The organism is Mycobacterium colombiense, from assembly GCF_003284975.1.
GTDB classification, from domain to species: Bacteria; Actinomycetota; Actinomycetes; order Mycobacteriales; family Mycobacteriaceae; genus Mycobacterium; species Mycobacterium europaeum_A.
On record NZ_QMEU01000075.1, the window covers coordinates 1 to 21,691 of the forward strand.

At 69.3% G+C, this 21,691-nt stretch carries 22 protein-coding genes; 7 read left to right on the forward strand and 15 right to left on the reverse strand.

What is annotated here, in order from left to right:
- Positions 1 to 1,971: AAA family ATPase (locus DQP58_RS19490; protein ID WP_112709882.1), on the reverse strand; the 1,971-nt coding region annotated here is incomplete at its 3' end.
- A gap of 170 nt (positions 1,972 to 2,141) precedes the next feature.
- On the opposite strand from DQP58_RS19490, the gene DQP58_RS19495 reads away from it, so the two are divergent.
- The gene (locus tag DQP58_RS19495) at positions 2,142 to 3,548 is read left to right on the forward strand and encodes an FAD-dependent oxidoreductase (protein ID WP_112709883.1); all 1,407 of its coding nucleotides are present in this window, start codon (positions 2,142 to 2,144) and stop codon (positions 3,546 to 3,548) included.
- Here DQP58_RS19495 and DQP58_RS19500 read toward each other — a convergent pair.
- From DQP58_RS19500 to carD, 6 genes are read right to left on the reverse strand one after another with little or no spacing between them, the layout of a single operon-like run.
- The gene (locus DQP58_RS19500) at positions 3,545 to 4,516 is read right to left on the reverse strand and encodes a glycerophosphodiester phosphodiesterase (RefSeq protein WP_112709884.1); all 972 of its coding nucleotides are present in this window, start codon (positions 4,514 to 4,516) and stop codon (positions 3,545 to 3,547) included. The two genes, DQP58_RS19495 and DQP58_RS19500, sit on opposite strands and share 4 nt — an antisense overlap.
- A complete protein-coding gene (rlmB, locus tag DQP58_RS19505) occupies positions 4,517 to 5,449 on the reverse strand; it encodes a 23S rRNA (guanosine(2251)-2'-O)-methyltransferase RlmB (protein WP_112709885.1) in 933 nt (310 codons plus the stop codon). It abuts the gene before it with no gap.
- An 11-nt stretch (positions 5,450 to 5,460) separates the two neighbouring features.
- The gene (gene cysS / locus DQP58_RS19510) at positions 5,461 to 6,870 is read right to left on the reverse strand and encodes a cysteine--tRNA ligase (RefSeq protein WP_112709896.1); all 1,410 of its coding nucleotides are present in this window, start codon (positions 6,868 to 6,870) and stop codon (positions 5,461 to 5,463) included.
- A 49-nt stretch (positions 6,871 to 6,919) separates the two neighbouring features.
- Positions 6,920 to 7,399, reverse strand: coding sequence for a 2-C-methyl-D-erythritol 2,4-cyclodiphosphate synthase (ispF, locus tag DQP58_RS19515; protein WP_112709886.1), 480 nt, complete (start codon positions 7,397 to 7,399; stop codon positions 6,920 to 6,922).
- Positions 7,396 to 8,106 carry a 2-C-methyl-D-erythritol 4-phosphate cytidylyltransferase gene (gene ispD, locus DQP58_RS19520; RefSeq protein ID WP_112709887.1) on the reverse strand — a complete coding sequence of 237 codons (711 nt, stop codon included), beginning with the start codon at positions 8,104 to 8,106 and terminating at the stop codon, positions 7,396 to 7,398. The genes ispF and ispD overlap by 4 nt, the downstream gene beginning before the upstream one ends.
- Positions 8,107 to 8,140: 34 nt before the next feature.
- On the reverse strand, positions 8,141 to 8,629 hold the full coding sequence (gene carD, locus DQP58_RS19525) for an RNA polymerase-binding transcription factor CarD (RefSeq protein WP_007166539.1): 489 nt from the start codon (positions 8,627 to 8,629) through the stop codon (positions 8,141 to 8,143).
- Positions 8,630 to 8,918: 289 nt separating this feature from the next.
- On the opposite strand from carD, the gene DQP58_RS19530 reads away from it, so the two are divergent.
- From DQP58_RS19530 to disA, 3 genes are read left to right on the forward strand one after another with little or no spacing between them, the layout of a single operon-like run.
- The gene (locus DQP58_RS19530) at positions 8,919 to 9,479 is read left to right on the forward strand and encodes a hypothetical protein (RefSeq protein WP_066877163.1); all 561 of its coding nucleotides are present in this window, start codon (positions 8,919 to 8,921) and stop codon (positions 9,477 to 9,479) included.
- Between the two features lie 49 nt (positions 9,480 to 9,528).
- Positions 9,529 to 10,944, forward strand: a complete 1,416-nt coding sequence (gene radA, locus DQP58_RS19535; RefSeq protein ID WP_112709888.1) for a DNA repair protein RadA — start codon at positions 9,529 to 9,531, stop codon at positions 10,942 to 10,944.
- A 27-nt stretch (positions 10,945 to 10,971) separates the two neighbouring features.
- Positions 10,972 to 12,045 (forward strand): DNA integrity scanning diadenylate cyclase DisA, encoded by a 1,074-nt coding sequence (disA, locus tag DQP58_RS19540; RefSeq protein ID WP_066871621.1) that lies wholly within the window; start codon positions 10,972 to 10,974, stop codon positions 12,043 to 12,045.
- A 25-nt stretch (positions 12,046 to 12,070) separates the two neighbouring features.
- On the opposite strand, the gene DQP58_RS19545 is transcribed toward disA, so the two are convergent.
- Positions 12,071 to 12,880, reverse strand: coding sequence for a hypothetical protein (locus DQP58_RS19545; RefSeq protein WP_112709897.1), 810 nt, complete (start codon positions 12,878 to 12,880; stop codon positions 12,071 to 12,073).
- 124 nt (positions 12,881 to 13,004) lie between these two features.
- Complete coding sequence (locus DQP58_RS19550; RefSeq protein WP_112709889.1) at positions 13,005 to 13,622, reverse strand: carbonic anhydrase; 618 nt, start codon at positions 13,620 to 13,622, stop codon at positions 13,005 to 13,007.
- Between DQP58_RS19550 and DQP58_RS19555 the strand changes: the two genes are divergently transcribed.
- Entirely contained in the window at positions 13,621 to 14,532 is a 912-nt protein-coding gene (locus DQP58_RS19555) for an A/G-specific adenine glycosylase (RefSeq protein WP_112709890.1), read from the forward strand. The two genes, DQP58_RS19550 and DQP58_RS19555, sit on opposite strands and share 2 nt — an antisense overlap.
- On the opposite strand, the gene DQP58_RS19560 is transcribed toward DQP58_RS19555, so the two are convergent.
- Positions 14,515 to 15,270 (reverse strand): alpha/beta fold hydrolase, encoded by a 756-nt coding sequence (locus DQP58_RS19560; RefSeq protein WP_240629991.1) that lies wholly within the window; start codon positions 15,268 to 15,270, stop codon positions 14,515 to 14,517. The genes DQP58_RS19555 and DQP58_RS19560 overlap by 18 nt on opposite strands.
- 63 nt (positions 15,271 to 15,333) lie before the next feature.
- Between DQP58_RS19560 and mhuD the strand changes: the two genes are divergently transcribed.
- Both mhuD and DQP58_RS19570 read left to right on the forward strand, forming a co-directional pair.
- Positions 15,334 to 15,654, forward strand: coding sequence for a mycobilin-forming heme oxygenase MhuD (gene mhuD / locus DQP58_RS19565; protein WP_064950523.1), 321 nt, complete (start codon positions 15,334 to 15,336; stop codon positions 15,652 to 15,654).
- Positions 15,629 to 16,993: a serine hydrolase gene (locus DQP58_RS19570; RefSeq protein ID WP_112709892.1), complete on the forward strand. Its 1,365-nt coding sequence runs from the start codon at positions 15,629 to 15,631 to the stop codon at positions 16,991 to 16,993. Before mhuD ends, DQP58_RS19570 begins: the two co-directional genes overlap by 26 nt.
- A 3-nt stretch (positions 16,994 to 16,996) precedes the next feature.
- On the opposite strand, the gene DQP58_RS19575 is transcribed toward DQP58_RS19570, so the two are convergent.
- The 5 genes from DQP58_RS19575 to DQP58_RS27660 form a co-directional block, all read right to left on the reverse strand.
- A complete protein-coding gene (locus DQP58_RS19575) occupies positions 16,997 to 17,545 on the reverse strand; it encodes a histidine phosphatase family protein (protein ID WP_112709893.1) in 549 nt (182 codons plus the stop codon).
- Positions 17,542 to 18,327, reverse strand: a complete 786-nt coding sequence (locus DQP58_RS19580; protein WP_112709894.1) for a CbtA family protein — start codon at positions 18,325 to 18,327, stop codon at positions 17,542 to 17,544. Before DQP58_RS19580 ends, DQP58_RS19575 begins: the two co-directional genes overlap by 4 nt.
- Before the next feature lie 9 nt (positions 18,328 to 18,336).
- On the reverse strand, positions 18,337 to 18,546 hold the full coding sequence (locus DQP58_RS19585; RefSeq protein WP_112709895.1) for a CbtB domain-containing protein: 210 nt from the start codon (positions 18,544 to 18,546) through the stop codon (positions 18,337 to 18,339).
- A gap of 188 nt (positions 18,547 to 18,734) precedes the next feature.
- Positions 18,735 to 21,281, reverse strand: coding sequence for an ATP-dependent protease ATP-binding subunit ClpC (gene clpC1, locus DQP58_RS19590; RefSeq protein WP_066868404.1), 2,547 nt, complete (start codon positions 21,279 to 21,281; stop codon positions 18,735 to 18,737).
- 348 nt (positions 21,282 to 21,629) lie between these two features.
- Positions 21,630 to 21,689, reverse strand: coding sequence for an Lsr2 family DNA-binding protein (locus DQP58_RS27660; RefSeq protein WP_430916311.1), 60 nt, complete (start codon positions 21,687 to 21,689; stop codon positions 21,630 to 21,632).
- Positions 21,690 to 21,691 lie beyond the last annotated feature (2 nt).

Genomic DNA, 21,691 nt, shown 5'->3' on the forward strand with positions numbered 1-21,691 from the left:
GAAGTCGGCCGGCACGCACGACCGCGCCGCGGCGACCGCGTCGTTCGCCTCGTCGGCCTGGCCGAGCTTGGCGTGTGCCTCGGCCAACGCGAAATAGCTGGCCGGTCGCAAACCCGTTGTCACGTAGTGTGTTTGCACCCCGGCCACCGCCTCGTGCACCAGCCGGGCCGCCTCGGCGACCGCACCGCGAGCCAGCTCGGCGTTGCCCGACAGAAGGGCCAGGTTCGCATAGGCCAGCCCCGGGATGTCCCGCGACGAGTCTGCGATTCGCCTTGCGGTGCTGACGAATTCATCGATCCGACCGGTCAGTCGACAGGCGCGTCCGTAAACGGCGCCGAACCAGAACCGCAAATGCGACGCCTGAAACGACGTCGTCGCGCGCCGCAGCGCCTGCTCGGCCACCCCGGCGAGCTCGTCGACCTGTCCCAGCGCGCCCATCGCCATGATCAGCCCCAGCGACGCCATCATCGCGTGGAAGCCGGGTAGTGCGGGGAAACTCAATGCGGCCCGGGCATTTTCGGTGGCGGACTCGCAGCGTGCGGCCACCGCATCCAGGCACGCCTGGACCGCCAGCCGCTCCGCTCGCTGGGCCGGCGTCTCGGAAGTGTCTGCGGCAAGATCGTCGAGGATCTGCGCCGCGGCGTTGGGGTTGAACAGATGCCAGATCAGGTTGGCCGCCCGCACGGTTGCCCAGTGGTGGCGGTCGGGCATGTCGCTGTCAGCCAAGGCGCGCAGCGCCGACTCGGCCGCCTCGCCCCGCCCCAGCAGCGCGAGGTTCATGGCCCGCACCCCGGCGGCCCCGGGCGCACCGGCTTGGGCGGCCGCGGTGGCGAACCGGTCGGCCAGCTCCAGATCCAACAGGGTCATCGCGTGCCGTGCCGATTCCAGGTACAGCTCGGCGTCGGGGTCGAGGTCCGACTCGAGGCGCAGCAGCGCGCGGCGCACCGTGGCCTGCATGTCGGCGTCGCCCACGTCGGCCAGCCGCGTGGCCAGCCGGCCCCGGATCTCCGACAGATACAGCTCGCCGGCGCTGGCGCGGCGCAGTTCACCGAACAGCGGGTGGGCGAGCCGGGCCGTCAGCCCGGCACCGGTGCGTTCGATGTTGACCAGGCCCAGTCGCTCGGTCTCGGCCAGGTCGCGGCGCCGCACCACATCGCACAGCACCTCGATGGCCAGCGGCTCGCACTGCGAGAGCGTGTCGATCACCATCGCGACCCGCGGGCCGAGCCGGCCCATCTGGCGGCCCACCGTGTCGGACAGGCTCGCCGAGACCGCGACGTCGCCGTCCCACATCCACACCCCGGCGGTCTTGCGCATCCGCCCGGCGGCCACCTGATCGGCCAAGAGCTGCCGCAGAAACAGGGCGTTGCCGCCGGTCAGCTTCTGGAACCGCGCCGCGCTGCGCGCGTCGACCGGGCCGTCCAGCTTGGTCTCGATGACCTCACGGGTCGCCGCCGCCGAAAGCGGTTCGAGATCAAGCCTTTCCAACAGGCCGTCTTTCCACAACGCCGTCACCGCGTCCGGTCCGCCGCTGCCAGTCCGGACGGTGACCACCAGCCGGACCCCGCCGCACTGCGCCAGCTGGTGGACGACGAGCGCGGACAACCCGTCCAGCAGGTGCGCGTCATCGACCCCGACCAGCACCCGGCGCTGCCGCTGTTGGGCGACAAACAAATTGATCACGCGGCGCACGTCGGTCAGCGGATCGGACTGCACCTCGTTCAAAGCCTCGGTCATCGCGCCGATGAAGGCCCCCAGGGGCAGCGCCTGCGCCGAGTCGGTGCCGACGATCCACTGCGTCCGCTGCCCCGACGCCTGGGCACGCTTGAGCACTTCGTGGGCCAGCCAGGTCTTGCCGACGCCGGCGGCTCCGGCGAGCACGACGCCCGCGTGTTTGGCACCCGCACCCAGGGCGCGGCGAATGATTCCCAGTTCGCTGTCACGCCCCGTCAGCGGCTCGGCGCCGATCACTCGGCGACTATAACGGCGCGCGCGCATCGGATGGGAGGCTTTGCCGGCCTTTGGGTGGCCCGATGTGCACCGGGCCCGCAGCAATCGCGTAGTCGACTACGCTGTCGGCCCGCATCGGCGCCCGTGAGCATGGGTTTTGTCGAACGGGCGGTCAACAAGAGCGGTGGGCTATGGCAAAGATCGGAAATCACGCACTGGTATTGGGAGCGAGCATGGCCGGTCTGCTGGCCGCCAGATCGCTCAGCGAGTTCTTCGGCACGGTCACGGTGGTGGAGCGCGATCCGTTGCCCGACATCGCGCCCGAAACGGCCACCGCGCGCCGGGGCGTGCCGCAGGGCCGCCATCTGCACGGGCTGCTGCCCCGGGGCGGGCAGGTGCTCGAGCAGTTGTTCCCCGGCATCCTCGATCAGCTGGTCATCGACGGCGCACACCACACCGACGGCCACGATCTGTCCCGGGTGCACTACGACCTGGGCGGGCACCTGATGGCGCGCTCGGGCAGCGCCCCCTCGTTCGCCGTGCACCTGGCCACCCGGCCCTTCCTCGAGGAGCACGTCCGCGCGCGCCTGCGCCGGATGCCCAACATCACGCTGCTCGACAACCACGACGTCGTGGACCTGACCACGACGCCGGACCGCCGGCGCGTTACCGGCGCCCGGGTGGTCAACCGCCGCACCCGCGAAGAGCTCACGCTGAGTGCGGATTTGGTGGTCGACGCCACCGGGCGCGGCGCAAGGACCCCGGCATGGCTGCACGCCCTCGGCTACGAACGCCCCACCGAGGTGCACGTCCCGGTGCACCTGACCTACGTGAGTCAATTCCTGCGCATGGCACCCGACGTGCTGCACGAATTCGGGTTCATCGTGGGAGCCGTGCCCAGCCGGCCGCGTGGTGTGGGCATGCTGAACTGCGAGAACGACACGTGGACGTTCACCGTCTACGGCATCGCGGGCCACGCGCCACCCACCGACCTGGCTTCGATGTGCGAGTTCGTCGAGGACTGCGCACCGGCCCACCTGCTGGCCGCGGTCCGGGCCGCCGAACCCGTCGGGGAGCCCACCCGGCACGTCCAACCGTCCAGCCGGTGGCGCCGCTACGACCGGATGCGACGCTTTCCGCAAGGTCTGCTGGTCATCGGCGACGCGATCTGCAGCTTCAACCCGATCTACGGCCAGGGCATGACCGTCGCCGCCCTGGAGGCCTTGGCGCTGCGCGACTGCTTGTCCTGCGGCACAGATGATTTGGCCCGGCGGTTCTTCCGGGCAGCCGCGGTGCCGATCCGCCAGGCGTGGGAGCTGTCGGCCAACCCCGACCTGTGCCTACCCGAAATCGAGGGCACGGCACCGCTACTCACCCGGTTGCTCAACGGCTACATCGACCGCATCCTCACCGCCGCCGAATACGACGCGATCGCGGTCGATCGGTTCGTCAGGGTCACCGCGCTCATCGACCCCGCCGGCCGGCTGCTGCACCCCAGGATGATGTGGCGCGCCGCGCTGGCCAATGTTCGCCGGCCGCGAGGCAACGACCAGCCGGCCCGAGCGAACGGTGACCTGGCGGGCAGCGCGGCCCGCTAGCCCCGCCGGTAGGCCGGCGGCAACGGCATCGACAGTTCGGCGAGCACGGTGCGCAACAACGACGGGTAATCGGTGATGATGCCGTCGACGCCGTAACCGATCTGCCGGCGCATGGCGGCGGCGTCGTCGACGGTCCACGGAATCACCTTGAGCCCCAACGCATGCGCGCGGTCGACGAACGGCTGCCCAGTGACCAGCCGGTAGTCGGGTGAGACGACGTCCGCGCCCGCCGTCCGCGCACCGATCAGGGGATCGCCGACGAATGCGGGATTCACCCCGCCCAGCCAGGGCGAGTCCGGCACCCAGGTGTGCTGGTCGTACAAGGCCACCAACGGAATTGACGGCTCGGCATGCCGCACCAACGGCAGGGTGCGCCAGTCGAAGCTCTGAATCTCCACCCGGTCGGCCTTACCCGCCGACCTGACCGCGGCCAGTACCACGTCGACGGCCTCCTGCGGCTCGGCCGATGCGCCGGGGCGGTCGGCCTCCACCTTGGTTTCGATGTTGTAGCGCACCGCGTCGGCGCGGTAGGAGTCGACGAGCGCGAAAACCTGTGGCAGCGTCGCGATCTTGTTGCCCCACACGACTTCGGCTTGGGGGTAATCAGCGAGCGGGCGCCCGCAGTCCAGGGTGTCGACCTGGGCCAGGGTGAGCTCGTGCACAAGCTTGCCCACGTATGGATATCGCGGGTCACCGGCGAACGCGGGCGCGGTGTCGGCGCACTTTTCGGCCTCGATGCTCGGGTCGTGCCACACCAGCGGTTGCCCGTCCTTGGTAATGACAATGTCCAATTCCAATGTGCTGACGCCCAATTCGATTGCCTTGGCAAACGCACGCAGCGATTCCTCGGTGGTCTCGCCCCGCCCACCGCGATGGGCCTGCAAGTCGAATTCCGGCGGTCGCGCGGTGGCCGGCCCGGCGAGCAGCACCGCCAGCGTCAGCAGCGCGGCGGCCAGGCGCGCGATCACTCATCCCCTGCGCTGGCGTGTGATTTCGGCGAGCACCACCCCGGCGGCCACCGACGCGTTCAGCGATTCGGCATCCCCGGCCATCGGGATGGACACGACTTCATCGCAGTTCTGCCGCACCAACCGCGACAGCCCCTTGCCTTCGGATCCCACGACGACCACCAGCGGATCGGTGCCGTCGATGTCGTCGAGCGTGGTGTCACCACCGGCGTCGAGACCGATCACTCGCAGCCCACGACCGGCCCAATCCGTCAGTGTCCGGGTCAGATTGGTGGCCCGCGCCACCGGGATGCGCGCCGCCGCCCCGGCGCTGGTGCGCCAGGCCACCGCGGTCACGGAGGCCGATCGCCGCTGCGGGATCAGCACCCCGTGGCCGCCGAACGCGGCTACCGAGCGCACGATGGCGCCCAAGTTGCGAGGGTCGGAGATGTTGTCCAGCGCGACCAGCAACGCCGGCGGGGAGGCGAGCGCGGCGGCGACCAGATCGTCGGGATGGGCGTAGTTGTACGGCGGCACCTGCAAGGCGATGCCCTGATGCAGATGGTTGGCGGTCATCCGGTCCAGATCGGTGCGCGGCACCTCCAGGATCGAGATGCCCAAATCGGCTGCGCGGGTGACTGATTCGGTGAGCCGTTCGTCGGCCTCGGTGCCCAGCGCCACGTAGAGCGCGGTGGCCGGCACCCCGGCCCGCAGGCACTCCAGCACCGGGTTGCGGCCCAGCACCGTCTCGGATTCGTCGGTCTTGCCCCGCGCCGGCCGACGGCTCTGGGCCTTGGCGCGCTTGGCGGCCGGATGGTTGGGGCGCAGGTGCGCGGGTGGGGTGGGGCCACGACCTTCCAGACCGCGGCGGCGCTGGCCGCCCGAACCCACGGTCGGGCCCTTCTTGGTGCCCTCTTTGCGTATCGCCCCGCGGCGGCGCGAGTTGCCGGCCATCTACTCGGCCCCTACTGCTCTGGACTGGCCTGCAGCGACCACTGCGGCCCGTCGGCGGTGTCGGTGACCTCGATGCCGGCCTCCTTGAGCCGGTCGCGGATCTCGTCGGCCAGCGCCCAGTTGCGTTCCGCGCGCGCCTTCTGCCGATTCTCCAGCTCCGCCTGCACCAGCACGTCGACGGCCGCGAGCGCCGCCGACGTCTCGTCGCGGGTCTCCCAGCGCTCGTCGAGCGGATCGCAGCCCAGGATGCCCATCATCGCGCGGATCGCGCCGGCGTGCCGCAGTGCGCCGTCGTGGTCGCCGGAGTCGAGCGCCCGGTTGCCCTCCGCGCGGGCCTGGTGCACCTCGGCCAGCGCGGCCGGCACGGCCAGGTCGTCGTTGAGGGCCTCGGCGAAGCGTGCGGTCCAACGCCCGGGTTCGACGACGCCGACCCGCACCCGCACCCGGTGCAGGAATTCCTCAACGCCGACATAGGCTTTCACCGCGTCCTGCAGCGCGGTCTCGGAGAACTCCAGCATGGACCGGTAGTGGGCGCTGCCCAGGTAGTAGCGCAGCTCGGCCGCGCGCACCCGCTGCAGCAGCGCCGGTATGGCCAGCACGTTGCCCAGCGACTTGCTCATCTTCTCGCCGCCCATCGTCACCCAGCCGTTGTGCAGCCAGTAGCGGGCGAACCCGTCGCCGGCGGCGCGGCTCTGAGCGATCTCGTTCTCATGGTGCGGGAAGACCAAATCCATTCCGCCACAATGGATATCGAACTCCGGCCCCAGATAGGTGCGGGCCATCGCGGAACATTCCAGGTGCCATCCGGGGCGGCCGCGGCCCCACGGGGTCGGCCAGGACGGCTCGCCGGGTTTGGCGGCCTTCCACAGCGTGAAATCACGCTGATCGCGTTTGCAGGTGGCCACACCCTCACCCTGATGGACGTCGTCGATCTTGTGCCCGGACAGCTGCCCGTATTCGGGATAGCTGAGCACATTGAAGTACACGTCGCCGCCGGCGGCGTAGGCGTGATCGGTTTCGATCAGCCGTCCCATTAATTCGACCATCTGGGTGATGTGCCCGGTGGCACGCGGCTCGGCCGACGGCGGCAACACGTCCAGGGCGTCGTAGGCGGCGCTGAAGGCCCGCTCGTAGGTGGCCGCCCATTCCCACCACGGCCGGCCCGCCGCGGCGGCCTTGTTGAGGATCTTGTCGTCGATGTCGGTGACGTTGCGGATGAACGCGACGTCGCAGCCGCGCGCGATCAGCCATCGGCGCAGGATGTCGAAGGCCACCCCGCTGCGGACGTGGCCGATGTGCGGCAGGCCCTGGACCGTCGCACCACACAGGTAGATGGAGACGTGGCCCTCGCGCAGCGGAACGAAATTACGCACGGCGCCGGTTGCCGTGTCGTGTAGCCGCAAGCGGGCCTGATCGGTCACGACGTGCCAGCTTACCGGGTAGTTCCCCGGCACTCGGCGCTGCGCGGGCCTACCCGGTGGAGACGACCAGCGCGGTGGCGATCGCGGCGAGGCCCTCACCGCGTCCGGTCAGCCCCAACCCGTCGGTCGTCGTCGCCGACACCGACACCGGCGCGCCCAGCAATTGCGACAGCACCCGCTGCGCCTCGGCGCGGCGCGGACCGACCTTCGGTCGGTTGCCGATGACCTGCACGGCGGCGTTACCGACCCGGAAACCGTGGTGCGACGCCAGATCCGCGACATGGCGCAGCATGTCGGCGCCGCTGACGCCCTTCCAGCGCGGATCGTCGACCCCGAACACCGTCCCGAGGTCGCCGAGCCCGGCGGCCGACAACACCGCGTCACACAGGGCGTGCGCCCCCACGTCGCCGTCGGAGTGCCCCGCGCAGCCGTCGGCGTCACCGAACTGCAGACCCAGCAGCCAGCACGGCCGTCCCGGTTCGATCGGGTGCACGTCGACGCCGAGGCCGACCCGGGGAAGCGCGTTCACCGGCGTACCACGGTCTCGGCCAGCAGCAAATCGAGCTGGGTGGTGATCTTGAAGGCCAGCGGGTCGCCGTCAACCACCTGGACCTGGCCACCGACATGCTCGACCAGCGACGCGTCGTCGGTGAAACCCACGCTGTCACCGGCCCGGTAGGCCCCGTAGGCACGCAACAGCAGAGTGGTCGCGAAGCCCTGCGGGGTCTGCACGGCACGCAGCCCGGCGCGTTCCGGTGTCCCGAGCACCACCCCGTTGGCGTCCACGGCCTTGATGGTGTCATGCAGCGGAAGGGCCGGCACCACGGCGTCGTGGCCGGCCCGCAGCGCCTCCACCACGCGGATCACCAGCGACGGGGGCGTCAGGGCACGCGCGGCGTCGTGCACGAGGACGTACTCGGGGGCGACCGTGACGGCGGCCAGTGCCAGGCGCACGGATTCGCTGCGGTCGGTCCCGCCTGCGACGACACTGACTCGGCCGGCCTCGACGTCATCAGCCAGCGCCCGCCCGGCCTCGTCGATCCGGTCGGCGGGAACGGCCGCCACGACGCGATCGACCACCCCGGATGCCAGCAAACCGGCGACGGCGCGCTGCAGCAGCGTGCGGCCGTCGACCAAACAGAATGCCTTAGGAATTCCTGCGGCCAGTCGTTCGCCCGACCCTGCGGCGGGGACGACTGCGACTACGTTGCCTGACGTGCCCGTCTGCGGGACCAACCCCGTCTGCGGGACCAACGAAATGTCAGGACCTTCAGGAAGCGGCGGCCAGAACCTCGTCGAGGATGGTCTCCGCCTTGGCGTCGTCGGTGCTCTCGGCCAGCGCCAACTCGCCGACCAGAATCTGGCGGGCCTTGGCCAGCATGCGCTTCTCGCCGGCCGACAGGCCACGCTCCTGATCGCGACGCCACAGGTCGCGGACTACCTCGGCGACCTTGTTGACATCGCCGGAAGCAAGCTTTTCGAGGTTGGCCTTGTAGCGGCGCGACCAGTTGGTCGGCTCTTCGGTGTGCGGGGCCCGCAGCACCTGGAAGACCTTGTCCAAACCCTCTTGTCCGACGACGTCGCGGACACCCACATACTCAGCGTTGTCGGCGGGAACTCGAACGGTCAGGTCGCCCTGCGCCACCTTCAGGACGAGATATTCTTTTTGCTCCCCTTTGATCGTCCGGGTTTCGATCGCCTCGACTAACGCAGCACCGTGATGCGGGTAAACAACGGTGTCGCCGACCTTGAAGATCATCTGATTCGAGCCCCTTTCGTTACTTCATCCTAACACGGCCGCCTAACTACGCGCGAAGCAACGATGCAGGTCAGGGGCACAACACGCGCAGATTAGGGGTTGACATGCGGACCAAGTCGTGCAGTGCAGCACATTACCAACGCCCCCGGCGCGGCCCGGCGGCGGGCTCGAGGGCCGGTATTACGGCGCTCCGGCGCTGGTCTGGCGCCCCGCGCTATCGCGCGCAAGGCCTTCCTACTACTGTGCATAGTTGCATCAGTCGAACCGGCTCAGCAGGAGGCTCGAGAGAGTGAACCGCTTCAAGATCCGCCTCGGCCTTCCCGCGCTCGCCGTCGCCGGCGTGATGGCCGTCCTGGCCGCTCTGCTCAGCGGTTGCGGAGCCGGACAGGTCTCGCAGATGGCGGTCCAGGAGCCCGCCATCAACGGCAACAAGGTCACGTTCAACAACGTGGCGCTGCGCAACATCCGGATCCAGGCCTACCAAAGCGGCGATTACCTGCAGCCGGGCCGCACCGTGGACCTGGTGCTGGTGGCCGTCAACCTGTCGCCGAACACGCCCGACCGGCTCGTCGGCATCACCAGCGACATCGGCACGGTGACGGTCAGCGGCGACGCCCGCCTGCCCGCCGGTGGATCGCTGTTCATCGGCACGCCCGACGGCGAGAAGGTGGCGCCGGGTCCGGTCGGTTCGAACACCGCCGCGGCCAAGGCGACCATCAATTTGGCCAAGCCCATCTCCAACGGGCTGACCTACAACTTCACCTTCAATTTCGAGAAGGCCGGCCAGGCCACCGTCGCGGTGCCGATCTCGGCCGGGCTGACGCCGCCGCAGCAAAACCAGGCGGGCTAACCGCCTGTCGTGACACGGGCTTGTCGTAGCGGCTCGATACCGTCATGGCGTGGCAACCGCGCGCTCGCAATACCGCTGTTCGGAATGTCGGCATGTCACCGCGAAGTGGGTCGGCCGCTGCCTGGAGTGCGGCACCTGGGGCACCGTTGACGAGGTCCCGGTGCTCAGCGCGGTCGCCGGCCGTCGCGGCGCCCTGGCCGCGGCGGCGCCGGCCGTGCCCATCACATCCATCGAGCCCAACGCCAGCCAGCACCGCACGACGGGGGTAGACGAACTCGACCGCGTGCTCGGCGGCGGCGTGGTGCCCGGCTCGGTCACACTGCTGGCCGGCGATCCGGGCGTGGGCAAGTCGACGCTGCTGCTCGAGGTCGCGCATCGCTGGGCGAAAGCGGGCCGCCGCGCCCTGTACATCTCCGGTGAGGAGTCCGCGGGCCAGATCCGGTTGCGCGCGGACCGCATCGGCTGCGGCAGCGACGAGCTCTACCTGGCCGCAGAATCCGACCTGCACACCGTCCTCGAGCACATCGCGACGGTCAGGCCCGCGCTGGTGATCGTGGACTCGGTGCAGACCATGTCCACCGCCGAGGCCGACGGTGTGGCCGGCGGGGTCACGCAGGTCCGCGCGGTGACGTCGGCCCTGACCGCGGCGGCCAAGACCAACGGCGTCGCGCTGATCCTGGTCGGACACGTCACCAAGGACGGGGCCATCGCCGGGCCGCGTTCCCTCGAGCACCTGGTCGACGTGGTGCTGCACTTCGAGGGCGACCGCAACGGCTCGCTGCGCATGGTGCGGGGGATCAAGAACCGGTTCGGGGCGGCCGACGAGGTCGGCTGTTTCCTGTTGCACGACAACGGGATCGAGGGCGTCGCCGACCCGTCGAACCTGTTCCTCGACCAGCGTCCGGCCCCGGTGCCGGGCACCGCGATCACGGTGACACTGGATGGCAAACGGCCGCTGATCGGCGAGGTCCAGGCTCTGCTGGCCACGCCAGCGGGCGGCTCGCCGCGCCGCGCCGTCAGCGGCATCGACCACTCCCGGGCCGCGATGATCACCGCGGTGCTGGAAAAGCACGCCAGGCTGCCCGTCGGCATCAACGACATCTACCTGTCCACGGTCGGCGGCATGCGGCTAACCGATCCATCGTCGGATCTGGCGGTCGCGGTCGCGCTGGCGTCAGCGCTCACCGGCCTGCCGCTGCCCACCACCGCGGTGATGATCGGCGAGGTGGGACTGGCCGGAGATCTGCGGCGGGTCAGCGGCATGGAGCGGCGGCTGAGCGAAGCCGCTCGCCAGGGGTTTTCCATCGCGCTCATCCCGGACGGCGACGACCCCCGGCGCGAGATCGTGCCGAACGGGATGCGGGCGCTTCGCGCGCCCACCATCGTGGCGGCGCTGGAGCACATGATCGACATCGCCGACCACCGCGGCGGCGCTCCCGCAAACCCGCCATGGCTGGACGCATGACGCGTCGGGCCTGAAGAATGACATGCTGTGACTCGTCCGACCCTGCGTGAAACCGTCGCCCGCCTGGCTCCGGGCACCGGTCTGCGTGACGGCCTGGAACGCATCCTGCGTGGCCGTACCGGCGCCCTGATCGTGCTCGGCAACGACGAGGCCGTCGAGGCCATCTGCGACGGCGGGTTCGCGCTGGATGTCCGCTACGCGCCCACCCGGCTGCGCGAGCTGGCGAAGATGGACGGCGCCGTCGTGCTGTCCACCGACGGCAGCCGCATCGTGCGGGCCAACGTGCAGCTGGTCCCGGACCCGTCGATCGCCACCGACGAGTCGGGAACCCGGCACCGGTCGGCGGAGCGGGCGGCGATCCAGACCGGCTACCCGGTGATCTCGGTGAGCCATTCGATGAACATCGTGACCGTCTACGTCGGCGGGGAGCGCCACGTGGTGGCGGACTCGGCGACCATCCTGTCGCGGGCCAATCAGGCCATCGCCACCCTGGAGCGGTACAAGATCAGGCTCGACGAGGTCAGCAGGCAGCTGTCGCGCGCCGAGATCGAGGACTTCGTCACGCTGCGCGACGTCATGACGGTGGTGCAGCGGCTCGAGCTGGTCCGCCGGATCGGCCAGGTGATCGACAACGACGTGGTCGAACTCGGCACCGACGGCCGCCAGCTGCGGCTGCAGCTCGACGAGCTGCTCGGCGGCAACGACAACGCCCGGGAACTGATCGTGCGCGACTATCACGCGAGCCCGGAGCCGTTGTCCGAGGCGCAGATGACGGCCACACTCGACGAGCTGGACGCGCTGTCGGACACCGAGCTGCTCGACTTCACCATCCTGGCAAAGGTTTTCGGGTATCCGACCACCACCGAGGCGCAGGATTCGGCGGTCAGCCCGCGCGGCTACCAGGCGCTGGCCGGCATTCCCCGGCTGCAGTTCGCCCACGCCGACCTGCTGGTCCGCTCGTTCGGGACGCTGCAGAACGTGCTGGCGGCCAGCGCCACCGACCTGCAATCGGTCGACGGCATCGGCGCGATGTGGGCCCGCCATGTGCGGGAAGGACTGTCGCAGCTGGCGGAGTCGACGATCACCGACTCGCTGAACTAGGTGAGTGCTATGTGCGTGATCGGCCTCAGCCGGCCGGCGGCGGGGCCATCGGCGGCGCCTCGGGCTGCGGCACCGCGCCCGGCTGACCCGGTCCGGGCACCGGGCCCGGCGGCGGTGGCGGTTGGTTCAGGATGAACGGCACCGGCATCGAGCGCAGGTTGCCCAGCTGCACGACCAGGTTGTAGGTGCCCGGACCGATCGCCGGCCGCGGCAGCGGGCAGTGCGGCGCCGAGCCCATGCCCGTCCACGTCACCGCGGTGGTCACCTGCTCGCCAGGGGTGAAGGTCTTGATCAGCGTCTCGTTGGAGGGCGCGCAGTCCAGGTTCGACCACAGCCGCTTGTTGTCCAGCGAGTAGACGTAGGCCGCCAGCACCGCGGCGCCGACGTCGCGCTTGCAGGCCACCAGCCCGATGTTGGTGACGACCATGGTGAACTTCGGCTGGTCACCGATGAAGTACTGGGGCGCATTGGTCAGGCCCTTGACCGCCAGCGTCGAGTCGGGGCAGTCGTCGCCCTCTTTGAGCACCGGCGGGGGCTGCACCGCGGCCGTGGGGGTGGGGGTCTCGGGGTTCTGTCCCTGCGCCGGCGGCACGGCCGGGGCGGGGCCCTCGGGTCCGGGCGGTGGAGGCGCCTGGGGCGCAGGCGATCCCGGCTTGTTCGCGGCGGCGCTGGCCTTGTCGGCGTTGGCGGGCTTGGCTCCCGCGCTGTTTCCCATGAAGGCGATGACGACGGCGGCCACGATCCCGATCACGACGACCGCGATACCAATGGCCAGGCCTCTGCGCCGCCAGTAGATCTCGGTGGGTAGCGGGCCACGCGGTTCCAGATCGAGCACGTTCGCAGCGTAGGCCCAGGTCACGTCGATTCGGCTGACCCGCCTCGGCGTGTCGCGAGGTTTGCTGGCCGACCGCCGTGTAGTGGCGGTGCGGCACTCGGCCCCGAGGGCGCCCTGTTCGGTGTTATTCGCCTATGTCGCCGGCGTGGTCGCACAACTCCGCCCGCCCGTCCGCAAGGTGGTAGGTCACCCCCGCCACCCCGACGGTGCCCGCGGCCACCCGCTCGGCGATGATGGCCGACCGAGACGTCAGTTGCGCAACGGTTTCGCAGACGTGGCGCTTCTCGAACTCGTCTACTCGGCTCAGGCCCTCGCGCCGGCCCATCAGGATCGATGGGGCCACGCGTTCCACCACGTCACGCACGAAACCGCCCGGTATCGTGCCGTCGTCGATCGCGGCCAGGGCCGCCTTTACGGCGCCGCAGCTGTCGTGACCCAGCACGACGATGAGCGGCACGTTGAGGACCGCCACGGCGAACTCGATGGAGCCCAGCACCGCCGAATCGATGGCCTGCCCGGCGGTGCGCACCACGAACATGTCGCCCAGGCCCTGATCGAAGATGAGCTCGGCGGCCACTCGGCTGTCGGAGCAACCGAACACGACCGCGGTGGGGCTCTGACCCGCGGCCAGGCTCGCCCGATGCTCAACACTTTGGCTGGGATGCTGCGGCTTACCGGCGACGAATCGCTCGTTACCCTCTTTGAGTGACTTCCACGCGGTTACCGGGCTGGTGTTAGGCATGGCTGACATCATGCCGCATCCGCCGGTTGCTGGCCCAGAATTCATAACAGCCACCAATCTTGTTCACTGGTACGAAAGTTCGCGCCGCGATCTGCCCTGGCGTGAGCCCGGGGTGAGCGCCTGGCAGATCCTGGTCAGCGAATTCATGCTGCAGCAGACGCCGGTATCTCGAGTGCTGCCGATCTGGACGGATTGGGTGCAACGCTGGCCGACCCCGTCGGCAACGGCTGCGGCCAGCGCCGCCGACGTGCTGCGCGCCTGGGGCAAGCTCGGCTATCCGCGCCGGGCCAAGCGGTTGCACGAGTGCGCCGTCGTGATCGCGCGCGATCACGGCGACGTCGTGCCCGACGACGTCGACACCCTGCTGACGCTGCCTGGTGTCGGCAGCTACACCGCCCGCGCCATCGCCTGCTTCGCCTACGGCCAGTCGGTACCGGTGGTCGACACCAACGTGCGCCGGGTGGTGGCGCGCGTGGTGCACGGCCTGGCCGACGCGGGCGCGCCGTCGGCGACGCGCGACCACGCCGACGTGTCGAGGCTGCTGCCCGCCGACGGAACGGCACCGAAGTTCTCCATCGCGCTGATGGAACTGGGCGCGACGGTGTGTACGGCGCGCGCACCGCGTTGCGGGCTGTGCCCGCTGGGCAGCTGCGGGTGGCGAAGCGCCGGTTATCCGCCCGCGCAGGGGCCGGCCCGCCGCGTCCAGACCTATGCCGGAACCGACCGCCAGGTCCGCGGTCGGTTGATGGATGTGTTGCGCGCCAACGATTCTCCGGTGACCCGAGCCGAGCTGGATGTGGCGTGGCTGACCGACACCGCGCAGCGCGACCGGGCCCTGTATTCCCTGCTGGCCGACGGTCTGGTGGCGCAGACCCGCGACGGGCGCTTCGCCCTAGCCGGCGAGGAATGACTCGACGGCCTGGCGGTACAGCCGCGGCGCTTCGTCGTGGATCAGGTGACCGGCCTGCGTGGCCTTCAAATAGGTTGCGCTGCTTGATATTTCCGCCATCTCTTGCATCTGGCCCGGCGGGGTGACCGAGTCGCCGGCCTCGATGAGCAGCGCGGGGGCGCGCACCGCGCGCCACTGTGCCCAGTAGTCGCGGGTGCCCCATTCCGCGGCGATCTCGATCCACCGCGCGGTGTGACCGTGCAGCCGCCAACCGGTTTCGGTGCGGTCGAAGGCCTCCAGGAAATATTGGCCGGCGACGGGCCCGAACTCGGCGAAAACCCGCTCGGCGGAATCGAATTCGACCGGGAGGGCATGCAGCCACGGTTCCCAGGGGCCGGTGGTGCGGCCGCGGAAGTCCGGTGCCATGTCCTCGAGCACCAGGGCGGACACCAGTTCCGGGTGTTCGGCGGCCAGACACCACGAGTGCAGGGCGCCCATCGAATGCCCGACCATCCGCACCGGGCCGGCCAGCGTGCTCACCGCGTCGGCCAGATCGGCCACGAACCGTTCGGTGCTGATCGGATGCGGATCGTCGACGTCGCGGCCCCGGTGCCACAACGCGTCGTAGGTGTAGACGGTGCCCAGCCGGGTCAGCCAGGGCAGCTGGCGCGGCCAGGTGCTCCCCCGCCCCATCAGGCCGTGCACCAGCACCAGCGGGTCGCCGTCTCCCCCGTGGCAAGTCAACAGTTGGCTGGGCACAGCACCATCTTGCGTGCACCGCCCTCGGCTCGAGCATGGGGATGGGCGGGGTAGCCTAGCGGCATGTCGCCAGTGGTGAAGATCAACGCAATCGAAGTACCCGCCGACGCCGGCCCGGAGCTGGAGAAGCGGTTCGCCCACCGGGCTCATGCCGTCGACAACCAGCCCGGCTTCCTCGGCTTTCAGCTGCTCCGCCCCGTCAAGGGCGAGAACCGCTACTTCGTGGTGACCCAGTGGGAGTCCGAAGAGGCGTTCCAGGCATGGGCGCAGGGGCCCGCGATCGAGGCCCACTCCGGTGAGCGGGCGAAGCCGGTGGCGACCGGGGCCTCGCTGCTGGAATTCGAGGTTGTGATGGACGTTGCCGGCAACAAGCAGGCTGGCTAGCGGGCTGTCGGCCTGGCGCCGCGCATTGACGCTGAGCGCGGCCGCCGCACTGGTAGTGACATCGGCGCCCGGGTGCGCCCCCAATCCCTCCCCGCAGGCGAACGCGGCGAATCCGGGACGGCAGATCGACACCCGGACCCCGCCCGGGATCCGGGCGCAGCAGACGCTGGACATGCTCAACTCGGACTGGCCCATCGGCCCGGTCGGGGTAGGCACCCTGGCCGCACCCGACAAGGTCGAGTCGGTGCAAACCACCATGGAGGCGCTGTGGTGGGACCGTCCGTTCACGCTCAACGGCGTCGACCTGGGCGCGAGCGTGGCGACCCTGCACCTGACCTCGTCCTACGGTGCCCGGCAAGACATCCGGATCCACACCGACGACGGCGGTTATGTGGATCATTTCGACCTCGACACCCAGGCGCCGACCATCAACTCGTGGCACGACATCGACGCGGTGCTGGGCAAGACCGGAGCGCGCTACTCCTATCAGGTCGCCAGGGTCAACGACGGGCGCTGCGAGCCGGTGGCGGGCACCAACACGCACCAATCTCTGCCGCTGGCATCCATTTTCAAGCTCTACGTGTTGCACGCGCTGGCGGGCGCGATCAAGGACGGCACGGTGTCCTGGGACGACCAGCTGACCGTCACCGAAAAAAGCCGGGCCGTGGGCTCGTCGGGATTGGCATTGCCTGCCGGAGCGCATGTTTCGGTGCGCACCGCTGCCGAGAAGATGATCGCCACGAGTGACAACATGGCTACCGACTTGCTGATCGGGCGGATGGGCACGCACGCGATCGAGCAAGCGCTCGCCACGGCCGGCCATCACGACCCGGCCAGCATGACCCCGTTCCCCACCATGTACGAGCTGTTCTCCGTCGGCTGGGGCAGGCCCGACCTGCGCAGCCAGTGGGAGCACGGGTCACCGCAGGTGCGGGGGCAGCTGCTCGATCAGGCGAATTCGACGCCCTATGACCCTGATCCGATGCGCGCGCATTCGCCGGCGTCGTCCTATGGCGCGGAGTGGTACGGCAACGCCGAGGACATCTGCCGGGTTCACGCGGCGCTGCAGGCCGACGCGGTCGGCAAGGCCGCACCGGTGCGCGAGATCCTGTCCGCGGTCGCGGGTATCCAGCTCGACCACAACGTCTGGCCGTACATCGGCGCGAAAGCCGGTGGCCTGCCGGGTGATTTGACGTTCAGCTGGTATGCCGTCGACAAGACGCAGCAGCCGTGGGTGCTGAGCTTTCAGCTGAACTGGCCGCGCGATCACGGGCCGACGGTGACCAGCTGGATGCTGAAGATCGCCAAGCAGGCCTTCGCGCTGATCGCCCCGCGCTGAGTCTCACAGGCGCAGCGTCCAACGGCCGTCCCGGAAATGCATGACGATGCGCCCGGCCGGCGCCACGTCGATGCGCCAAACCGACGCCGGGGCGGCGTCCAACGCGGCCACGATCGCCGCGCGAAGCACCGCCGGGTGCGTCACCGCCACGGTGCGTAATGGGTTGGCGGTCAGGGATTCCAGCCATCCCGATACCCGGGAGATCAGGCCGGCGATCGATTCACCGCCGTGCGGCGCGGCGTCCGGCCGGCTCAGCCACACCTCGAGTTCGGTGGGCGGCACGGCCGCAAGCGCCGCGCCGCGCCAGCTTCCGCAGTTGAGATCGGCCAACCGTGGCTCGCTTTCGGCGTGCAGGCCAAGCAGTTTCGCGGTCTGCCGAGTGCGCCGCTCGGGTCCGCAGAGCCGGCGCTGTGCGGAACCGGCGACGCCGTCCATCGCCTCGACCTCGCGGCGGCCGATCGCGTTCAGCGGCTCGTCGGCGGGAAAACGCTTGTCCGCCATGGCATCGGTCATGCCATGCGACACCAGGGTCAGCCGGAGCACGTCGGTCACGCCGCGATGCTCGACTCCTGCTTCGTCCGCGCGCCCAGCAGGCGCCCGCTGATCGCCGCGAACACCAGGCCGATACCCGCCCACAACACCAGCTGGGTGGCCAGCGACAGCAACCGGAACTCGTAAAGGACGTCGGCGGGAAAGCCGGGATAGATGATCGTCCCCGCGGCGTCGCGCAGCGGTTCGGGTACCTCGTCCACGCCCGGCAGTGACACCGCGACCACGACGATCGCCACCAGGTACGCGCCCGCCGCGAGCAGCCGCGCGTTCCACGCTCCGAACCGGGCGGCAGGGCGCCGCGCCAGCCAGACCGCGCCGATCGCCAGCGCCACCGACGCCAGCACCATCACCAGGTACCAGCCGGTGCGCGCCCCGATCGTGTCGGACTGTCCGACCGCCGGCGGGTTCGGCGGATACTTCACGAACGGCACCACGTACACCGCCCCGAACGCACCGGCCGCCAACAGCAGCGAAAGTGCTTGCGGTTGACCGGTTTCCATCCGCGCATAGACGACGCTGAACAGCACGGCGAACAGCGCGCCCATGGCGAGGCCGAAGATCAGCACACCGAATCCCAGCCCGGGACCCGACTGCACGCCGCGGGTGAACAATTCTGCGCCGTGCTCGTGCACGCCGTGCGCGTTCTCGGCGTCGGTGCGGCCGTCTTCAAATGCGATTGCGCGGCCGATGACGGGCTCGGCACACAGGCGGGCGAAGGCAAACGCCAGCGCCGCGCCCACAGCACCCGCCAGAAGACCGCCCCCGATCAGGCGTTTCTCCACGAGATCGGGTCAGTGGCAGGGGAAGCCGAGGAGATGCCGCGCGTCGTGCACGAATTCGTGCACGTGCGAGTCGCTGCCGAACAGCGACACCGCTCCCTGATCGATGCCGACGAAGTACAGCGCCAGCAACGCGAGGAAGACCGTCGCGGCGAACCAGAGCGCGGTGCGTGCCGCGGACAGGTCAACGGATCGGGTGCGGGTCAGCTGCGGGTGGGACACAATCGACTCCTTCTGGGGATAACGCGTCCCCGCTGGGTATGACGAGTCTCGGGTCTGACTGTGGACAGTGGCGCGACCGTTCTGGACTTTCACCAGATTCCGTTACACGTCGATGACAACGGTCAGTGTAGGGGGCGGTGAAAACGGGCGGTAGTCCGACTAGGAGTTACCGCCCGTCTTCTGTGTCGCTACTGCGCGTCCGGCCCCGGGTCCGCGGCGCTGTGCGCCCCCGCCTTGGCCAGGTCCGGCTCGGCCGGCGGCTTGCGGGTCCCGGTGAAGGTGAACTTTGCGTCCTCGCCGGCGCTTTCGCCGTCCCAGTCGTCGACGTCGACCGTGACGACCTGCCCCGGACCGACCTCCTCGAACAGGATCTTCTCCGACAGCTGGTCCTCGATCTCGCGCTGGATGGTGCGCCGCAGCGGACGGGCACCCAGCACCGGGTCGAAGCCGCGCTTGGCCAGCAACGCCTTGGCCTTATCGGTCAGCTCGAGGGCCATGTCCTTGCTCTTGAGCTGGGTGGCGACGCGGTTGATCATCAGGTCGACCATCTTGATGATCTCGTCCTTGGTCAGCTGGTGGAAGACGATGATGTCGTCGATGCGGTTCAGGAACTCCGGGCGGAAGTGCTTCTTCAGCTCGTCGTTGACCTTCTGCTTCATCCGCTCGTAGTTGTTCTCACCGCCGCCCTGGGTGAAGCCCAGGCCCACCGGCTTGGAGATGTCGCCGGTGCCGAGGTTCGAGGTGAAGATCAGCACGGTGTTCTTGAAGTCGACCGTGCGGCCTTGACCGTCGGTGAGCCGGCCGTCCTCGAGAACCTGCAACAGGCTGTTGTAGATCTCCTGGTGGGCCTTCTCGATCTCGTCGAACAGCACCACCGAGAACGGCTTGCGCCGCACCTTCTCGGTGAGCTGGCCGCCCTCCTCGTAGCCGACGTATCCCGGCGGGGCGCCGAACAACCGCGACGCGGTGAACCGGTCGTGGAACTCACCCATGTCGATCTGGATGAGCGCGTCGTCGTCGCCGAACAGGAAGTTGGCCAGCGCCTTGGACAGTTCGGTCTTACCGACACCGGAGGGTCCGGCGAAGATGAACGAACCCGACGGGCGCTTGGGGTCTTTCAGCCCGGCCCGGGTGCGGCGAATCGCCTTGGAGACGGCCTTGACGGCGTCCTCTTGGCCGATGATCCGCTTGTGCAGCTCGTCCTCCATGCGCAGCAGGCGGGTGGTCTCGGCCTCGGTGAGCTTGAACACCGGGATGCCGGTCCAGTTGCCCAGCACCTCGGCGATCTGCTCGTCGTCGACCTCGGCGACCACGTCGAGATCGCCAGAGCGCCACTGCTTTTCGCGCTCGGCGCGCTGGCCCACCAGTTGCTTCTCGCGGTCGCGCAGGCTCGCGGCCTTCTCGAAGTCCTGGGCGTCGATCGCCGATTCCTTCTCCCGGCGCGCCTCGGCGATCTTCTCGTCGAACTCGCGCAGGTCTGGCGGCGCGGTCATTCGGCGGATCCGCATCCGCGCCCCGGCCTCGTCGATCAGGTCGATCGCCTTGTCGGGCAGGAACCGGTCGTTGATGTACCGGTCGGCCAGGGTGGCCGCGGCCACCATCGCGCCGTCGGTGATCGACACCCGGTGATGCGCCTCGTAACGGTCGCGCAGACCCTTGAGGATCTCGATGGTGTGCTCGACGGTCGGCTCGCCCACCTGCACGGGCTGGAAGCGGCGCTCCAGGGCGGCGTCCTTCTCGATGTACTTGCGGTACTCGTCGAGCGTGGTGGCGCCGATGGTCTGCAGCTCGCCGCGGGCCAACTTGGGCTTGAGGATGCTCGCGGCGTCGATCGCGCCCTCGGCGGCGCCTGCACCCACCAGGGTGTGCAGCTCGTCGATGAACAGGATGATGTCGCCGCGGGTGTTGATCTCCTTGAGCACCTTCTTCAGGCGCTCCTCGAAGTCACCGCGGTAGCGGCTGCCCGCCACCAGCGAACCCAGGTCGAGGGTGTAGAGCTGCTTGTCCTTCAGCGTCTCCGGGACCTGGCCGTGCACGATCGCCTGCGCCAGGCCCTCGACGACGGCGGTCTTACCGACGCCGGGCTCGCCGATCAGCACCGGGTTGTTCTTGGTGCGCCGGCTCAGCACCTGCATCACCCGCTCGATTTCCTTCTCGCGGCCGATGACCGGGTCGAGCTTGCCCTCCATCGCGGCGGCCGTCAGGTTGCGGCCAAACTGGTCGAGCACCAGCGACGTGGACGGGCTGCCGGACTCGCCGCCGCGGCCACCGGTGCCGGCCTCCGCGGCTTCCTTGCCCTGGTAGCCGCTCAGCAGCTGGATCACCTGCTGGCGCACCCGGGTCAGTTCGGCGCCGAGCTTCACCAGCACCTGCGCGGCCACGCCCTCGCCCTCGCGGATCAGCCCCAGCAGAATGTGCTCGGTGCCGATGTAGTTGTGGCCGAGCTGCAGCGCCTCGCGCAGGCTCAGCTCCAGAACCTTCTTGGCGCGCGGGGTGAACGGAATGTGCCCGGACGGGGCCTGCTGTCCCTGGCCGATGATCTCCTCGACCTGGCTGCGGACGCCCTCGAGGGAGATGCCCAGCGACTCCAGCGACTTCGCCGCGACGCCTTCACCTTCGTGGATCAAGCCCAGCAGGATGTGCTCGGTGCCGATGTAGTTGTGGTTGAGCATCCGGGCTTCTTCTTGCGCCAAGACGACGACCCGCCGTGCTCGGTCGGTGAATCTTTCAAACATCGGGTTACCTGCTCTCCCTCAACATCGGTACAAACTAGTTAGCGGCCGTTCGAGCAATCCTGCCGGTCTCCTGTGGCCGGAATCGCGTACCTGCCTCCACTGTAATGGTCGGCTTGCCGGCGGGCCTAACCTTGCCGGCGCCTTCTTCGCTGCGGGCCCGCCCGGTCTTCCGGCGCCCTTTCCAGGGCCGATCTCACCTGCGACTGCCAGCGGCGTTGCGCGCCGTAACTGAAGAAACGTCGCGCACTTCCAATTCGTTTCCCAAGCCGCCCGACTATTGTTTCGCGCCCAGCGAAATGACAAACCGGCGCCCAGGCTCGCAGGCCCGGGCGCCGGTCGGTACGGGCGCTACGTCGCCGCGTGGAACGCGTCGATCACGTCGGCCGGGATGCGCCCGCGCGTCGACACGT

Excerpts from the sequence above, each read along its gene's own strand:
- DQP58_RS19495 (WP_112709883.1), top strand. The coding sequence starts at position 2,142 with ATGGCAAAGATCGGAAATCACGCACTGGTATTGGGAGCGAGCATGGCC.
- rlmB (WP_112709885.1), bottom strand. The coding sequence starts at position 5,449 with ATGGCCGGCAACTCGCGCCGCCGCGGGGCGATACGCAAAGAGGGCACC.
- carD (WP_007166539.1), bottom strand. The coding sequence starts at position 8,629 with ATGATCTTCAAGGTCGGCGACACCGTTGTTTACCCGCATCACGGTGCT.
- DQP58_RS19555 (WP_112709890.1), top strand. The coding sequence starts at position 13,621 with ATGGCTGACATCATGCCGCATCCGCCGGTTGCTGGCCCAGAATTCATA.
- DQP58_RS19550 (WP_112709889.1), bottom strand. The coding sequence starts at position 13,622 with ATGCCTAACACCAGCCCGGTAACCGCGTGGAAGTCACTCAAAGAGGGT.
- mhuD (WP_064950523.1), top strand. The coding sequence starts at position 15,334 with ATGTCGCCAGTGGTGAAGATCAACGCAATCGAAGTACCCGCCGACGCC.
- clpC1 (WP_066868404.1), bottom strand. The coding sequence starts at position 21,281 with ATGTTTGAAAGATTCACCGACCGAGCACGGCGGGTCGTCGTCTTGGCG.